Below are 15,005 nucleotides of genomic sequence, written 5' to 3'. Positions count from 1 at the left end.
GGCTCTCCCTCAACGGTCAGCGGCCTTCGCCGATTCCGTCGAACACCAGCTTGTGGAAGTGATGCACCAGGTGCTCGCTTTCGTTGCTGCGTTCGGCATCGATCATGTAGCGGCCTTGGTCGTAGCCCAGCGAGTGCAGGCCTTTCTGCACACTGATGTTGAGCTCGATGTCTTCCGGGCCCAGATCTTCGTTCATCCATTTCATGCAGGCATGGGAAACCGCCGGCACCTGTTCGTGCGGGCTGTAGTAGCCAAAGCGCAGCAGCGAGCGTTCGGCGTCCAGCGGAATCATGATGAAGGTGCCGAGGAACTCGGAGAACGGGAAGGTATAAAAGGTGTTGTTCGGCCATAGGCCAATGTTGAAGAAGCGCTCGTCGGGGTTGCGCGGCCCGCTGAGTTTCACGCCGTAGGCTTCCTCGGCCTGCAGGTTGGCTGGGGCGATGTAGGTCCACCAGTTGTCACGCTTGGTCAGGCGGTAGCCTTTGAAGTCGATCAGCTTGGCCAGGTCGATATGGCAAGGGCCGGACAGCTTGAAGTGATACCCCTCGATGGAGTTGTCCATGATCACCTTCCAGTTGGCCGGCACGATCACGTCCTGCTCCTCGATCAGGCGCATCTTGCCCAGCTCGGGAAACACCGCTCGCATCTCTTCATCGGCGCCGGGGAACAGTTCGGCCAGCGAGGGGGCTTGGGCGTCGAAGTTGAAGTAGACGAAGCCACCGAGCTCTTCGACGCGGACCTTGGGAATATTGAACTGCTGCTTGTCGAAGGCGATCAGCCGTTCGCTACGTGGTGCGCTGCGCAGGCTGCCGTCCATTTCGTAGCACCAGGAGTGATAGGCGCAGCGCAGCACCCGGGTGTCGCTGCCCCGGCGCACGTCCAGCAAGCGATTGCCGCGGTGCTGGCAGACGTTGTGAAAGGCATTGATCTTGCCATCGTTGCCACAGGCCACCACCACGCTCTGGTCAAAGATGTCGCAAACCACGAATTGCCCGGGCTCTGCGAACTCGTTGCGATGTCCGGCCAGGTGCCAGGCGCTCATGAAGATGCGGTCGCGTTCGGCGGCGAAAATCTGCTCATCGAAGAAGTAACGCGAGGGCAGGGTGAACGCCTGTTCCGGGCGCTGATCGGCCCAATCTGCAATGCAAGTGCTGTGCTTGAACTGTTCGACGGATTGCATGGCTGGTCTCCTCCAGACACTGCCCCTTGGGTTCGGTCAGGGGCTTGCTCGGAAGTTAATCTAGGGGAGGGGCAACAGGCGCTCTTGATGGAAAGCGACAACATTCGCCTGTGTTGGCGGGAGTGCTACGGCGATAGGAGCGTGCCCTTGGGGCGCGGTCTTCGCCCCTGGCCTGGCACCGTTGGCAAAGTTTTTGATTTTTTTGAAAAAAGCGCTTTACAGCTGGGGGGCGCCCCCTTAATATGCGCGCCACACGACAGGCACATAGCTCAGTTGGTTAGAGCACCACCTTGACATGGTGGGGGTCGTTGGTTCGAGTCCAATTGTGCCTACCAAACAAAAGCCCCGGGTTTCCGGGCACGAAAAGGGCGATCCGCAAGGGTCGCCCTTTTTTCGTTTGCAAAGTTGTTGCAAACCCCGCCTAAGAAGGGCCACTTCACACATACAGGTTGGAATTAGGCGCGTGTTCATCTCGAAGTAGGCCTGGACCTGTCCCGTGACAGCGACAGGTCCGCTGAAAGTGTTCAGTGCACCTTTCTAGGCGCCTGGCTGCAGGGCATGGTGTGACGAGGTTGGCTCTGTAACCACTCGATCAACGCCCCCAGTGGCAAGGGATGGGCGAGCCAGAAGCCTTGGCCTTGTTCGCAGCCTTTGTCGCGAAGCCACTCAAGTTGTGCCTGCGTTTCGATACCTTCGGCCACCACCTGCATATCCAGCGCATGGGCAATCCCCAAGATCGCACGGACGATGGCTTGGTCGGAGGTATTATCAGAAAGTTCCTTTACAAAAGACCGATCGATTTTCAATTTATGAAAGTGCAAGCCGCGCAGACGACTCAGTGACGAGTAGCCGGTTCCGAAGTCGTCCATGGACAGTGAAATCCCAGCGTGATTCAGCGCGCGTGCGTGCTCGGTCACCAACTCCAGATTGTGCATGGCGACATCTTCGATGATTTCGATTTCCAGGCGGTTGGTGGGCAGGCGGGCTGCATCGCAAAGGTTGGTCACCGTTTGCACGAAGTCGTAACTGCAAAATGAACTGGCACTGATGTTCACTGCGACGGGGACATCCAACACACCCTCTTCGATCAGTCGGGCATTGTCTTGGCAGGCTTTATCCAGTACCCACCGCGTCAGCTCTGGCATCAGCCCATAGGTTTGCGCGATGGGTAGGAACTCATTCGGCGCAATGAGCGTGCCGCTGTGGTCACGCCAACGTATCAAGGCTTCCAGTCCGCAAGGGGCTCGGCTTTGCAGGTCGAACTGCAATTGGTAATGCAGCTCGAATTCTTCTTTCTGGATGGCCTCGCGCAAACGCGTCGAGAGTTGGAAAACGTACTCTGATTTTTTTCGCATCTCTTGGTCGAACAGGCATGTCTGCATGCGGTCACTGGACTTTGCCTGATACATGGCGATGTCCGCAGCGCTGACCAATGCATCGCTGGTTTCTCCATGTTGGGGATACAAACTTATGCCGATACTGGCGGAGACTCTTAGCGGCATGTCATTGATCAGGAAGGGGTCTTCCAAGCTATGCAACAGGCGATGGGAGACTGCTTGCAGCGTGAGCTCGTCACTCGAGGTGATGAGTGCGATGAACTCATCGCCGCCAATCCGTCCCAAACTGTCGTTTTCGCGAAGGCTGGCACGAAAGCGCTCTGCGACTTGTGTCAGCACTTTATCGCCGATGGTGTGGCTGTAGTTGTCGTTGATCTGCTTGAAACCATCCAGGTCGATATACAACACGGCAAGTTGCTCGTGTTGTATCCGGCATTGCACTAGCGCGTTGTCCAGGGTTTTGATCAGTTGATGGCGATTGAGGCAGCCGGTGAGGCTGTCATGCGCAGCCAGTTGGATGATGCGCTCCGATAACCGGCGCCGCTCGCTGATGTCATAGCAGATGCCGACAAAAGCCTTACGCCCGTCGAATTGAAATTCACTGACATTCAGGTACATGGGGAACTGCGAGCCGTCCTTGCGCTGCCCCACGACTTCACGACCTACGCCAATTATCGTTCGATTCCCGGTCTTGGAATAATTGGCCAAATAGCCGTCATGGGCTTTTGCATAATCCGTAGGCATCAAGCACGACACGTTTCGCCCAATGAGTTCTTCTTGCCCATAGCCAAAGTCTTGTTGGACCGAGCGGCTGACCGCTTGGACGATACCCCGTTCATTAATGATTACCACGGTATGCATCGAAGCGTCGGTGAATACTTCAAACATGGAGAGGTCAATGTTGCACAGATCAGTTTTCAAGCGTTGCATTGCGCTTCAAATTCCTTTCGGTCCACGGTCAGGACGCTGCAATTTTGGTGTTGCGCAGTAGGGGTTCGTGCACTGAAAACGTGTTTCAGTAATGGCTAAAACCACATGATTATTAAGCTTTTTAGAGAGTGAGTTTTTGCTGCAGAGAGGAAATCTTTCGCTGGCGGGCAATATTTTTATCGATCGTGGCCGTACAGCTGCAGCGGGCCGGTCCGGGCAAAGTCACATGCGATAGGCTGCATGGATAAAGGCCAATGGCCTTCTTTATAAGCGGGAAGGGGTGCACTTGCCTGATGGGCGGTACCTTGGGTGATCGATGCGAAATCGGCCCCACCAGCCTGCACCGGCAGGTCGCACATGGGCAAAAAAATGACGTAAACAGATTACGTACCCTTTAAACCCAGCACGTACATTGACCCTCTAGTAAAGTAAGAATAATTAGTCGAACAATGCATGTCTCATCAGGCCAATACGGCGAATGTGTGAGAGCTAAATCGTGTCGCTTCCCAAGCGAAAGCTGCTTTCACATTGACGGCTCGCACCCCGTTGGGGCTAAAACAAGTTAGCGTGCTAAGTGGTATTGTTGAACGACGGTTCAAAAAACACGGCGTCTTTGCGACCGCAGGATTAACGTTGCAATTTTCAAATAACTAAAAAAACAAATTTTAATATATCGATTATTTCGAGAATTATTAAAAGTAGCCCTTGATGGGTGCTCGCCTGCATGTCGAAGAGGTATCTGTATGTCGTCGCAAAAGGACGGAAAGCCTGCTCAAAACGGCTTTCCTCCCCAGTCCATCGGCTTTCTTTTGCTGGACAGTTTCACGCTGATCTCCCTGGCGTCCGCCGTCGAACCGCTGCGCATGGCCAACCAGCTTTCTGGACGCGAGCTCTACCGTTGGCACACCCTGACCGTCGATGGTGGCCAAGTCTGGGCCAGCGATGGCTTGCAGATTGTCCCCGACGCCGCCATGCACAACGCGCCGCCGATGGATACCGTGATTGTCTGCGGTGGCGTCGGCATTCAACGCACCGTCACCCGTGAACATATCACTTGGCTACAGGCCCAGGCGCGCAAGTCGCGGCGCTTGGGCGGGGTATGCACCGGCAGTTGGGCGCTTGCCTGCGCCGGGTTGCTCGACGGTTTCGATTGCAGCGTGCATTGGGAGTGCCTGGGCGCGATGCAGGAAGCCTTTCCGCGGGTAAACATGAGTACCCGCTTGTTCAGCCTGGATCGCAACCGCTTCACCAGTTCGGGAGGCACAGCCCCCTTGGACATGATGCTGCACCTGATCAGTCGCGAGCACGGTCGAGAACTCTCGGCGGCCATTTCAGAAATGTTCGTGTATGAGCGTATTCGTAATGAGCAGGACCATCAGCGTGTGCCGCTCAAGCATATGCTCGGCACCAATCAGCCGAAGTTGCAGGAAATCGTCGCGCTGATGGAGGCCAATCTGGAGGAGTTGATTGATCTGGATGAGCTGGCCAAATATGTGAATATTTCACGGCGCCAACTTGAACGATTGTTTCAGAAAAACCTGAACTGTACCCCCTCTCGTTATTATCTGCGGTTGCGTCTTGTCCGGGCGCGTCAATTACTCAAGCAAACGCACATGTCGATCATCGAGGTGGCTTCCGTGGTGGGCTTTGTCTCCACGCCGCACTTTTCCAAGTGCTACCGGGAATACTTCGGCGCGCCACCGAAAAACGAAAGAGCTACCTCCAATACTTCGCAAAAGCTGCTGCTGGATGACGACGAGACAAAGGGGCCAGACGACACCACTAAAAGTTCGCTCGACCAAGCACAAAGCGAGTCGACTTTCGCGAGCGTGAAGTTAAAACTTTAACCCTGCGCAAAACGGGTAGGGGCACAGCGACCCCTCCCGCCAGTGACCCTTCAGTTTCCGTGGGTGTGCTCTTTTCCATCTCGGTGGACATGCGTCGTTGGCGAAGGTGTGGCGGGCTGGGCAACGTCCGTTTCGGCCCCGCCATGCCCATCGTGGTGACCTGAGCTGTGTGCTGAGTCGGAGGGTGGATGATGCGCCTTCGATTGCTCCGTACCCTGACCATGGTGGCCTCCAGCGCTGTGCATCGCACTCTCACCACCGCTGTGCTGGTGGCCGCCACTGCTCGCCACCATCGCCTGATACTGCTGAGCGTCCATCTGGGGCAGTCGATCGAGGAAGGCGACGATCCCCCAGATGTACTGATCCCCCATGCTCTTGCCCCATGCCGGCATGCCTGTGGCCTTGATGCCATGCTTGATGGTCCAGAACGCCACGGCGGGATGATCACCGGTCCCGATCTTGGCCAGGTTCGGAGGCGGGGGGTAGAGCGCTTGGCTGAGTTCGGTCTGGTCAACCCCAGGGGCGAGGTGGCACCCGACGCACATGGCGTTGTAGTTGCCCGCTCCCGTGCGGATCAGTGCTTCATCCTTGAGGTTCGGCACCTCGATATCCCTGGCGCGCACTTCGATGGAGCGCTCCCGGGCCATGACCAGGAAGGCATGCACGGCGGGGAAGTGGGGATCATCGGCCCCCACGTTGACCAGGCCCGAGTAGGCGGCGCCCAACACGGCGGCACTCGCTACCGCGCCTGCGACCACGAGCGTTGTCATTGTTCTTTTCATTCAAGGTCTCAGAACCACATCCGAATCCCGGCAACGAAGCGCGCCTCTTCCACATCCCCGTCTTCGTCGCGAATCAGGTCAGCGGTCTTGCCGTAGGAACGGCTCCAGGTAACGCCGATGTACGGCGCGAATTGACGAACGATTTCATAACGAAGACGCAGGCCGACTTCGGTGTTGGCAAGGCCCGAACCGACGCCGCGCGCAGGATCGTTCTTGCCATAGAAGTTGGCCTCGGCGATGGGCTGCAGGATCAGGCGATTGGTCAACAGAATGTCGTACTCGCCCTCAAGACGCGCGGCTGTCTGACCATTCTCGCCAATAAACGCAGTGGCTTCGGCTTCGAAGTCGTAAAGCGCCATGCCCTGCACACCAAACGCTGCCCAGGTCTGCGGTGATTCGGGCTTGAAGTCCTGGCGAACCCCGGCCACCACGTCCCACCAAGGGCCGATGGCGCGGCCATAGAGCAATTGCAACTCGGCATCCTCGGTCACCCCGTTGGTCCGTTCGCCTTCGGAGCGGATCCACAACCGATTGATATCGCCCCCCACCCATCCCGAGGCATCCCAGGCCAGCGCACTGCCTTCGTCCGCGTCCTGATATTCCAGCTGATCGAGCAAGAAGAAGCTGTTGATCGCGCTGTCATGCATCTTGTGACCGTCCAGCGGGGGAAACGCGGCCTTGCGATCGGCGTCCGTGAGGATCGGAATGGGCGTTCGACTGGTCGTTCGGGGGGCGTCGTCGGTGCCAGGGTTCATCATTGAATGATCCATGGCACCGTGGTCCATCCCCTCCATGCTGCCATGACCCATCTTGCCGTGGTCCATGCCCTGCATGGCGCCGTGGTCCATCGACGAGTGCTCCATTTTTTCAGCCGCGAAGCTCGGCGTCCCGCCCAGTGTGCCGAGGGAAATGGCCAATGCCATGAGCGAGGGTCGCACCCGCCTATTGGTCATCTTTCCCTGCCTTGGCTTTGTCGCCGCCCTGGGATTCCATCATCTTGCGGTGATCCATGCCCTTCATCGCGTCATGGTCCATGCCTTTCATCTTGCCGTGATCCATGCCCTTCATCGCGTCATGGTCCATGCCCTTCATCTTGCCGTGATCCATGCCCTTCATCGCGTCATGGTCCATGCCTTTCATCTTGCTGTGATCCATGCCTTTCATCGAGCCATGGTCCATCCCCTTCATGGCATCGGGCTGGCCGGCAGCCTGGGTAGATTTCTGAACGTGTTGCTCATGATCATCGCTGGACCACGAGGACGGCGTGTAGACCGCCAGCAGGCCTGCCAATGCGGCAGAGAAGACATAGGCGTTTCGTTTCATGGTTTTGCTCATTTCAGATCTCCAGTTCATTCGTCCACACGAACTTCTCGGAACATGCCCATTTCCATGTGGAACAGCAGGTGGCAGTGATAGGCCCAACGACCCAAGGCATCCGCCGTCACGCGGTAGCTTCGTTTGGAGCCTGGGGGGATATCGATCGTATGTTTTCGGACCATGAAGTTGCCGTGTTCATCCTCCAGATCGCTCCACATGCCATGCAGGTGGATGGGGTGAGTCATCATGGTGTCGTTGACCAGCGTGATGCGAAGACGCTCGCCATACTTCAGGCGCAGCGGCTCGGCATCGGAGAACTTGATGCCGTCGAAAGACCAGGCGAACTTTTCCATGTGACCGGTCAGGTGCAGTTCCACGGTCCGCCCCGGCTCACGGCCGTCCGGGTCAGCGAAGGTGCTTCGCAGGTCCGCGTAGGTCAGCACACGGCGGCCGTTTTTGCGCAGGCCAATTCCAGGATCATTGAGCTTGGGCGTCGGGGTCATGGTCTGCATGTCGACCAGAGGGTTGTTGGTTTCCGACGCAGGATGGGTCTGCATGGCACCGTCCATGCCAGCCATGCTGCCGTGATCCATCCCGGCCATCTGGCTGTGGTCCATACCCGCCATGCTGCCGTGGTCCATTCCAGCCATCTGGCTGTGGTCCATGCCAGTCATGCTGCCGTGATCCATACCCATGTCGCTCATCGAGATGAGCGGGCGTGGATCGACCGCGGGGACGGGCGCCTGCAGGCCTTCGCTTACTGCCAAGGTGCCCCTGGAATACCCGGTACGGTCCATGGACTGAGCGAAAATGGTGTACGCCTGCGCGTCCTCGGGCTCGACGATGACATCGTAGGTTTCCGCCACGGCGATTCGGAATTCATCGACCGAGACGGGATCGACGTGCTGACCATCCGCTGCGACGACAGTCATCTTCAAGCCGGGGATCCGCACATCGAAATAAGTCATGGCCGAGCCGTTGATGAAGCGCAGCCGAATTTTCTCGCCGGGTTTGAAAAGGCCGGTCCAGTTTCCATCAGGGGCCTGGCCATTCATCAGATAGGTGTAGGTATAGCCACTGACGTCGGCGAGGTCGGTGGGGCTCATCTTCATCTGGGCCCACATCTTGCGATCGGCCATGGCCGCCGACCAGCCCATTTCGCTGACATCGTCGACGAAGTCGCCAACGGTGCGCTTGTGGAAGTTGTAGTAGTCGGACTGTTTCTTGAGCTTGGACAGAACCCGGGCAGGATCCTCATCGGTCCAGTCGCTGAGCATGACCACGTAATCGCGATCATAGGTGAATGGCTCGGGCTCCTTGGCATCGATGACCAGCGCGCCATACACCCCGACCTGTTCCTGAAGGCCAGAGTGACTGTGGTACCAGTAGGTACCGTTCTGCTGGACCTTGAACTTGTACTCGTACATCCCGTCGGGGGCGATGCCGTGAAAGCTCAGCCCAGGCACCCCGTCCATGTTCGCCGGAAGGATAATGCCGTGCCAATGGATGGAGGTGTCCTGCTTCAAGCGGTTGCGCACACGCAGCGTGACAGTGTCGCCCTCGCGCCAGCGGAGAATGGGGCCTGGCAGCGAGCCGTTGATGGCCATGGCCGTACGCGCGGCGCCGGTGAAGTTGACCGGCAGGTCTGCGATATACAGATCGAACTCGGTGCCCGTCAGCACGCTGGGTTGGCCGGGGCTGGTCACGGCCCAGACCGGTGTGCGCCACATGCCCAATCCACCCAGTAGTCCGGTCGCGGCCAGGCCTTTGACGAAGGATCGTCTTGTGGTTTTGCTTTGCATGCCGTTGCGTCCAGTCAGTCATATAGTGGCTGATGTACGGGCTATCGGGTCAGCGTCCTTGGTCCCGAGAGCACTCGCACTTTCCAGGCTTACGATAGGCAGGCAGCGCTGTCAGAAAACTGAGTGCAACATTACAGATCTGTCAGGTGTTGGCGGGCAGCATCAGGATCTTGCTCAAGGTCGAGCTAAGTGCCCTGGTTTTGCGCTCAGAGCATCAATGCCAACAATGCAGCAGTCAGCGCTGGCGGCATCACCAGCAAGCCCAGGCGCAGGAAGCGCCAGGCACTGACATGCTCGCCTTCGCGACGGATTGCCACCAGCCATAGCAAGGTCGCCAGGGAGCCTGTGATCGACAGGTTAGGGCCCAGGTCTACACCAATCAGCAGTGCGGCCGTCGTCTGTCCGGGTAACTCGACCAGATGCCCCATGGCCCCGGCGATCAGCCCGGTGGGCAGGTTGTTCATCAGGTTGCTGGCAAGGGCGACACCCACGCCTGCGGCCCAGCTGGCCTGGGTGGGCGAGACCTGGGCCCGTGCCGCCAGGGCCTGAGCCAGCCGGTCGATGACGCCGGTCTGGGCCACGGCTTCGACGAGCACGAACAAACCTGCCACCAGCGGCAGCACGCCCCAGGCCACGTGCCTGAGCACCGGCATCGGGCTACGTCGCTGACGCAGGTGGATCAGCCCGGTGGTGGCCAGACCTGCGCAAAAGGTGGGCAGGCCCAAGGGCATGTCCAGTGCCGACGCCGTCAGCAACAGGGTACCGGTCAGCACAATCCCCACGGCGCTCAGCCTGGCCCCTTGGGACAAGGGCTGCGGGTCGATTTCCAAGGCCAAGGGTTGGCGAATCTGCCGACGCTGGGTGATCCGCAGGACCGCGTAGGTCAGGCCGATGGCCGCCAGCGACGGCAAAGTGAACTGCCTGAGCCATTCCAGCAGCGGCGGCATCTGGCTGCCGAATACGACCAGGTTGGCGGGGTTGGAAATCGGCAACACGAAGCTGGCGGCGTTGGCGATGAACGCGCAGATGAACAGGTACGGCAGCGGTTCGGCCTTGGCCGCCCGGCAGGCGGCGTAGACCGCCGGGGTCAGCACCACGGCAGTCGCATCGTTGGAGAGGAACACGGTAACCAGCGTGCCTACCAAGAACACCAAGTCGAACAACCGTTGCCCGGAGCCACGGGCGTGGCCCACCGCGTACCGGGCGAGCCAGTCGAACAAACCTTCCTGTCGTGCCAGTTCGGCCAATACCATCATGCCGATGAGAAACAGATAGACATCACCGCCTTCGGCGATAGCGGCCATGGCACGGTGCAATGGAATCAGCCCCAGGCCTGTCAGCAGCAGCGCGCCTCCCATGGCCCAGACGTATTCAGGGATGCGCCAGGGGCGCAGGATGACGCCACAGGTGGCCAGGGCGGCCACGGTCCAGATGAGGAGTGAGGGGTTGGAGAGTGTCATGCTCGATTCAGGATCCAGCGGGTAAGGAAATGCCGGTCGTCGTGGCGACATGCAGGCGATTGCGGCCCGCCTGCTTGGCGGTATAGAGCGCCTGGTCGGCGCGTTCGAGCAGCGATTGGCTGCTGTCGAGGGAGGCACCGGCCGCGCAGGCGATGCCGATACTGGCGGTCACCTGGCCAAAAGGGCTGCCTTGGTGGGCGATGGACGCCATGGCCAGGCACTCCAGCATCAGCCGCGCCACGACGACGGCACCGTCGCAGTCGGTGTCGGGCAGGACCACTGTCATTTCTTCGCCTCCGTAACGTGCCAGCAGGTCGCACGGGCGACGGATGCAGCCGGTGAGCAGGCCGGCGATTCGCTGCAGGCAGGCATCGCCGGCCGGATGGCCGTAGGTGTCGTTGTAGCGTTTGAAGTGGTCGATATCGATCATCAGCAGGGACAATGGCGTCCCACTTCGACGGGCTCTTCGAATCTCCTCGTCCAGCACCTCGTCGAAGCGGCGTCGGTTGGCGAGTCCGGTCAGAGCATCGAGCATCGCCTGGCGTTCGAGCTGTTGATTGCTGTCGAGCAACTGTTGTTGGGTCTCTCTGAGTTCACGCTCTGCGGCGATCCGTCGGCCCATGGCGCGAATCAGCAGCCAGCCGATGGCGCCGGTGAGGGCGAGCAGACCGCAGACCACCAACGCCGACAGTTGCGCCTCGAAGCGCCAGGCCGCGAGCGCCTCGCGTTTGCCCAGGGCGACGGTTGTCACCAGGGGGAGGGTGTCGCTCTTGCGAAATGCATACAGGCGCTCCACGCCGTCCAGGCTGGAGGTGAACGAGGCCGTGCCCACTGACTGATCGACGAGGTACTTGGCATAGATGGGCGATTTGGAGAAGTTGCGTCCCATGTCCTGTTCACGAAACGGGTAACGCACCAGTATCGCCCCGTCGGTGTACGACAGCCCGATGGCGCCGTCCTGGCCCACATCCAGCTGTCCGAACAGGTGCAGGAAGTTCTCCACGCCCAGCGTCACGGCAACGACGCCGGCGAAATCGCCATGGGCGTCGTTGAAGCGGCGGCTGATGGTGATGACCCATTCCTGGTTGGTGCGGCTGCGGATAGGAAGGCCGATGAACGGCTCGCGGGAAGGATCGTCGCGGTGATGGATGAAGTAGGCGCGGTCGCTGCTGTTGGCACCGACGGGCATGGGGCTGTTGGAGGACATGAGCCCGCGGCCATCCTTGTCATAGATGGTGATGCCGCTCAACTGCGGCATCAACGGGTGCTGACGGCTCACCAGCTGGCTCAGGCGTTCGATCTGCGAAGGCCCGCTGCCTTCGGTTTCCAGCCGCTCGATGAGGCCGAGCAACAGCAGCGAGCTCTGTCGCACGATGCCCTCAGAATAGGTGGACAGTGCCTGGGTGAGGTTCAAGGCGTGGGTATTGATGTCTTCCAGTGCCCGCTCGCGAGAGGCCATGACCTTCCACAGTGTCAACGATGCGAGCGAACAACCGATGATCGACAGCAGCAGAACGACGAGGTGGATGTCACGCTTCACATAGATACCTGATGGGAATTCCGATTTCTCTTGCGGGTCGCGAATGCGTGGGGGATTCGCAACGGGCACTCCCGGCCCTGTGCCACACATCAAGCAGACTGACACTGCCACGGGTGGCTAACCTAGCGGTCAAGAAGTAACCAGGTGGTCCAATTGGCGAAATATAACACTGCTTATGTCGGAGTGTCTGACAGATATTATGAAGAATACGTCAAATGACTGCCTGCTGAATCATTGCTTCCAGCAGGCAGCCCGGCGGGGATCAAAGCATGAAAACGGCGATCAATAGACTGGCCAGGGCGAGCAGCTCGAGTCGGTGGCCCTGGGTCAGCCTTGCCACCCAGTGGAAGGTCGCACCACCTTGCGAAGGCAACAGCCTATGTTCAGACGGCTTGGGCCTGAAGTGCCGGCACGGACGTTTTCTTGAATTCATCGCCGACGATTTCCTGGACCTTGGACACGATGTAGGCCCCGATCGGAATGGCTGAGGTGGCCGCCGGGGAAGGCGCATTGCAGACGTTGACGCTACGGGCGGTGTTGACGAACAGGAAGTCATCGATGAGCTTCCCGTCATTGGACACCGCCTGGGCGCGCACGCCGGCCGGGTAGGGCTTGAGGTGTTTCTTCTCGAGGCTCGGGCAGTACTTTTGCACGGTCTTGAGGTAGGCCCCCTTGAACAGCGAGTTCTTCATCTCGATCAGCCCTGGGCGAAGATTGTCCTTGAGCACTTTGCGGATACCACGGTGCCCCAGCATGTTGCCCAGGTCGCTCAGGGAGACATCGGATTTGCGATAGCCCTCGCGCTTCATGGCCAGCACTGCATTCGGCCCGACGGTGACGGTGCCATCGATCATCCGGGTCAGGTGTACACCCAAGAACGGCATGGACGGGTCCGGGATCGGGTAGATCAGGTGATTGACGATCCGGTTGTGCTCCGGTGGCAGCAGGTAATACTCGCCACGGAACGGGCAGATGGTAAAACCTGGCTCGACACCGAGCATGCGTACGACTCGGTCAGCCATCAGGCCCGAGCACGACACCAGGTAGCGGGTCGTGTAAGTGCCCCGGTCGGTCTGGACGACGATCGAGTCTGCCTGTTCGACCAGCCCGGTGACTTCGGTATCGAACTGCAGGGTGCCGCCTTTTTTCTCGAACTCCTTGGCCATCTGAGCGGTCACCGCAGCGTAGTTCACGATGGCGCTGGAGGGCACGAAGATCCCGCCCAGGCCGACGATGTTGGGCTCGCGTTCGCGAAGTTCGCCGGCCGACAGCCAGTGACGCTCCAGGCCATTGGCCGCAGTGCGCTCCCACAGGGCGCGCATACGCTGCATCTCCAGCTCGTTGGTGGCGACGAGGAGTTTTCCGCAGTTGTCGTAGGGGATGGCGTGCTCATCGCAGAAGCGTTTGGTGGCCTTGTTGCCTTCAAGGCAGAACTTTGCTTTCAGGCTGCCGGGCGTGTAATAGACACCCGCATGGATCACACCACTGTTGTGGCCGGTCTGGTGCTGCGCTGGGCTGCTCTCTTTCTCGAGCAGCAGCAGGCGCGCCTCGGGGTACTGGTCAGCCAGCTGCATCGCTGTCGACATGCCGACGATACCGCCGCCGATGATCACGAAATCGTACATGAGTCTGTTCCTTGCAGATGGCCCCGGCCCACAGGCGCCGAGGCCATGCTGAGCATCAGTTGGAGGTCTGGCCCCGGTGGTGTTCCATTTTCGGGAAGCTGAAGTAGCCGCGCTGACGCATCAACTCGCGGCGCAGGCCCGGGTGAGCGACGAAGCGGTCACGGCCGTGCAGCCAGAACAGGTTGTTGATCAGCAGGAACGAGCCGACCGGAACCGGAATCGACACCTTGTGCGCACTGCCTTCGAGTGACTCGCCCAACTGGAACAGCCAGGTGCCTTCCTCGTAGTTCTCTGGCTGCACGAACTGGTCGATGTAGCGCATGGTCGGGCGACCCACCGAGTCGGTATCGAACACGGCATGGAATACATCCTCCCGGGTGTTCTTGCTCGGTGGCGCGGTCCAGCGCATCACCCGACGGGCGAGCGGGTGCTTGTAGAAACGGTCCAGGTCAGCCCAGTCGTCCAGGTGCAGCAACAGGGAATTGCCGCCTTCCATGTTCTGCTCGTCGATTTTCATCATCAGTACATAGTCGGTGATCTGGTTCACGAAGGTGCCGTCGTTGTGCAGCTCCATCACCCGGTGTGGCTGGCGCAGGTAGCTGTCGGAGTTATCGACGTTCTCGACCACGAAGCGCGCGTAGAACTGGCCGCTCATGGCATCGAAATTCGATCGGCCCAGCAGATGGGCCACAGCGGTAGAGAGTTTCACCATGTCTTCAGCCTGGGAGACGTTGTCCAGGCCCTCAGGGGTGACCAGCAGGCCGCCAGTGCTGCGATCGAGCAGGGTGTTGACGATGACCGGGCGCAAAGTGCCCTGGCACAGGTCATCGAGGATCTTGCCGAACTGGAAACGCAGGAACGATTTGTACTCCAAGGCCTGGACCGGCCATTGGGCGACCGCGGCGACGAAGGCGTCGACGGTCTCCTTGGCAAAGCGCAGTTCCAACAGGCGCTCGGACTGGGAGGTCGACTGCAAGGTGAAACCGTGCAGCAGGGCAGGTTGCTCGAGGACAGGCATATCGATGTGGGTGAGGGCGTTCATGGCGACTCCTTGTTAACCGGGCGGTTGAGAGGACGGGTCAGGTCGTGGGGCAAAAATATCGCCGAAATTAAAAAATGTCTACATTTTTAAATATCGTCGCAATTATTGTGTTTTGTACACGATCTGCGTGTCTGAACGGAGTC

Annotated in this window: 11 protein-coding genes and 1 tRNA gene; 2 read left to right on the top strand and 10 right to left on the bottom strand. The window is 59.3% G+C overall.

The window, feature by feature from the left end:
* Nucleotides 1–16: 16 nt before the first annotated feature.
* Entirely contained in the window at nt 17–1,180 is a 1,164-nt protein-coding gene (locus AB1N67_RS14260; RefSeq protein ID WP_090344645.1) for an aromatic ring-hydroxylating dioxygenase subunit alpha, read from the bottom strand.
* A 258-nt stretch (nt 1,181–1,438) separates the two neighbouring features.
* On the opposite strand from AB1N67_RS14260, the gene AB1N67_RS14255 reads away from it, so the two are divergent.
* Nucleotides 1,439–1,515 (top strand) — tRNA-Val (locus AB1N67_RS14255).
* Between the two features lie 189 nt (nt 1,516–1,704).
* Here the strand turns inward: AB1N67_RS14255 and AB1N67_RS14250 are convergent.
* Nucleotides 1,705–3,447, bottom strand: a complete 1,743-nt coding sequence (locus tag AB1N67_RS14250; RefSeq protein ID WP_102081487.1) for an EAL domain-containing protein — start codon at nt 3,445–3,447, stop codon at nt 1,705–1,707.
* A gap of 743 nt (nt 3,448–4,190) precedes the next feature.
* Here AB1N67_RS14250 and AB1N67_RS14245 point away from each other — a divergent pair.
* Nucleotides 4,191–5,294, top strand: a complete 1,104-nt coding sequence (locus tag AB1N67_RS14245) for a GlxA family transcriptional regulator (protein WP_043208990.1) — start codon at nt 4,191–4,193, stop codon at nt 5,292–5,294.
* 50 nt (nt 5,295–5,344) lie between these two features.
* Here the strand turns inward: AB1N67_RS14245 and AB1N67_RS14240 are convergent, their stop codons facing one another.
* From AB1N67_RS14240 to glaH, 8 genes are all read right to left on the bottom strand, one after another.
* The gene (locus AB1N67_RS14240) at nt 5,345–6,076 is read right to left on the bottom strand and encodes a cytochrome c (protein WP_090344651.1); all 732 of its coding nucleotides are present in this window, start codon (nt 6,074–6,076) and stop codon (nt 5,345–5,347) included.
* Nucleotides 6,077–6,084: 8 nt separating this feature from the next.
* On the bottom strand, nt 6,085–7,029 hold the full coding sequence (locus AB1N67_RS14235; RefSeq protein ID WP_090344654.1) for a copper resistance protein B: 945 nt from the start codon (nt 7,027–7,029) through the stop codon (nt 6,085–6,087).
* The gene (locus AB1N67_RS14230) at nt 7,019–7,429 is read right to left on the bottom strand and encodes a hypothetical protein (RefSeq protein WP_090344658.1); all 411 of its coding nucleotides are present in this window, start codon (nt 7,427–7,429) and stop codon (nt 7,019–7,021) included. The genes AB1N67_RS14235 and AB1N67_RS14230 overlap by 11 nt, the downstream gene beginning before the upstream one ends.
* Nucleotides 7,426–9,195: a copper resistance system multicopper oxidase gene (locus AB1N67_RS14225; protein WP_367863090.1), complete on the bottom strand. Its 1,770-nt coding sequence runs from the start codon at nt 9,193–9,195 to the stop codon at nt 7,426–7,428. The genes AB1N67_RS14230 and AB1N67_RS14225 overlap by 4 nt, the downstream gene beginning before the upstream one ends.
* A 206-nt stretch (nt 9,196–9,401) precedes the next feature.
* Nucleotides 9,402–10,655 (bottom strand): arsenic transporter, encoded by a 1,254-nt coding sequence (locus tag AB1N67_RS14220; protein WP_043208982.1) that lies wholly within the window; start codon nt 10,653–10,655, stop codon nt 9,402–9,404.
* A gap of 7 nt (nt 10,656–10,662) precedes the next feature.
* Complete coding sequence (locus tag AB1N67_RS14215; protein ID WP_043208981.1) at nt 10,663–12,195, bottom strand: sensor domain-containing diguanylate cyclase; 1,533 nt, start codon at nt 12,193–12,195, stop codon at nt 10,663–10,665.
* Between the two features lie 383 nt (nt 12,196–12,578).
* Nucleotides 12,579–13,820: an L-2-hydroxyglutarate oxidase gene (gene lhgO, locus AB1N67_RS14210; RefSeq protein WP_367863089.1), complete on the bottom strand. Its 1,242-nt coding sequence runs from the start codon at nt 13,818–13,820 to the stop codon at nt 12,579–12,581.
* A 55-nt stretch (nt 13,821–13,875) separates the two neighbouring features.
* The gene (glaH, locus tag AB1N67_RS14205; RefSeq protein ID WP_043208977.1) at nt 13,876–14,862 is read right to left on the bottom strand and encodes a glutarate dioxygenase GlaH; all 987 of its coding nucleotides are present in this window, start codon (nt 14,860–14,862) and stop codon (nt 13,876–13,878) included.
* Nucleotides 14,863–15,005: the final 143 nt, after the last annotated feature.

The sequence above is a fragment of the Pseudomonas guariconensis genome, from assembly GCF_040822035.1.
Classification (GTDB): domain Bacteria; phylum Pseudomonadota; class Gammaproteobacteria; order Pseudomonadales; family Pseudomonadaceae; genus Aquipseudomonas; species Aquipseudomonas guariconensis.
This window is presented reverse-complemented; position numbering and strand designations above follow the sequence as displayed.

What these genes read in the sequence shown, in the direction of transcription:
- AB1N67_RS14260 (WP_090344645.1), bottom strand. Translation starts at nt 1,180, where the DNA reads ATGCAATCCGTCGAACAGTTCAAGCACAGCACTTGCATTGCAGATTGG.
- AB1N67_RS14250 (WP_102081487.1), bottom strand. Translation starts at nt 3,447, where the DNA reads ATGCAACGCTTGAAAACTGATCTGTGCAACATTGACCTCTCCATGTTT.
- AB1N67_RS14245 (WP_043208990.1), top strand. Translation starts at nt 4,191, where the DNA reads ATGTCGTCGCAAAAGGACGGAAAGCCTGCTCAAAACGGCTTTCCTCCC.
- AB1N67_RS14240 (WP_090344651.1), bottom strand. Translation starts at nt 6,076, where the DNA reads ATGAAAAGAACAATGACAACGCTCGTGGTCGCAGGCGCGGTAGCGAGT.
- AB1N67_RS14235 (WP_090344654.1), bottom strand. Translation starts at nt 7,029, where the DNA reads ATGACCAATAGGCGGGTGCGACCCTCGCTCATGGCATTGGCCATTTCC.
- AB1N67_RS14230 (WP_090344658.1), bottom strand. Translation starts at nt 7,429, where the DNA reads ATGAACTGGAGATCTGAAATGAGCAAAACCATGAAACGAAACGCCTAT.
- AB1N67_RS14225 (WP_367863090.1), bottom strand. Translation starts at nt 9,195, where the DNA reads ATGCAAAGCAAAACCACAAGACGATCCTTCGTCAAAGGCCTGGCCGCG.
- AB1N67_RS14220 (WP_043208982.1), bottom strand. Translation starts at nt 10,655, where the DNA reads ATGACACTCTCCAACCCCTCACTCCTCATCTGGACCGTGGCCGCCCTG.
- lhgO (WP_367863089.1), bottom strand. Translation starts at nt 13,820, where the DNA reads ATGTACGATTTCGTGATCATCGGCGGCGGTATCGTCGGCATGTCGACA.
- glaH (WP_043208977.1), bottom strand. Translation starts at nt 14,862, where the DNA reads ATGAACGCCCTCACCCACATCGATATGCCTGTCCTCGAGCAACCTGCC.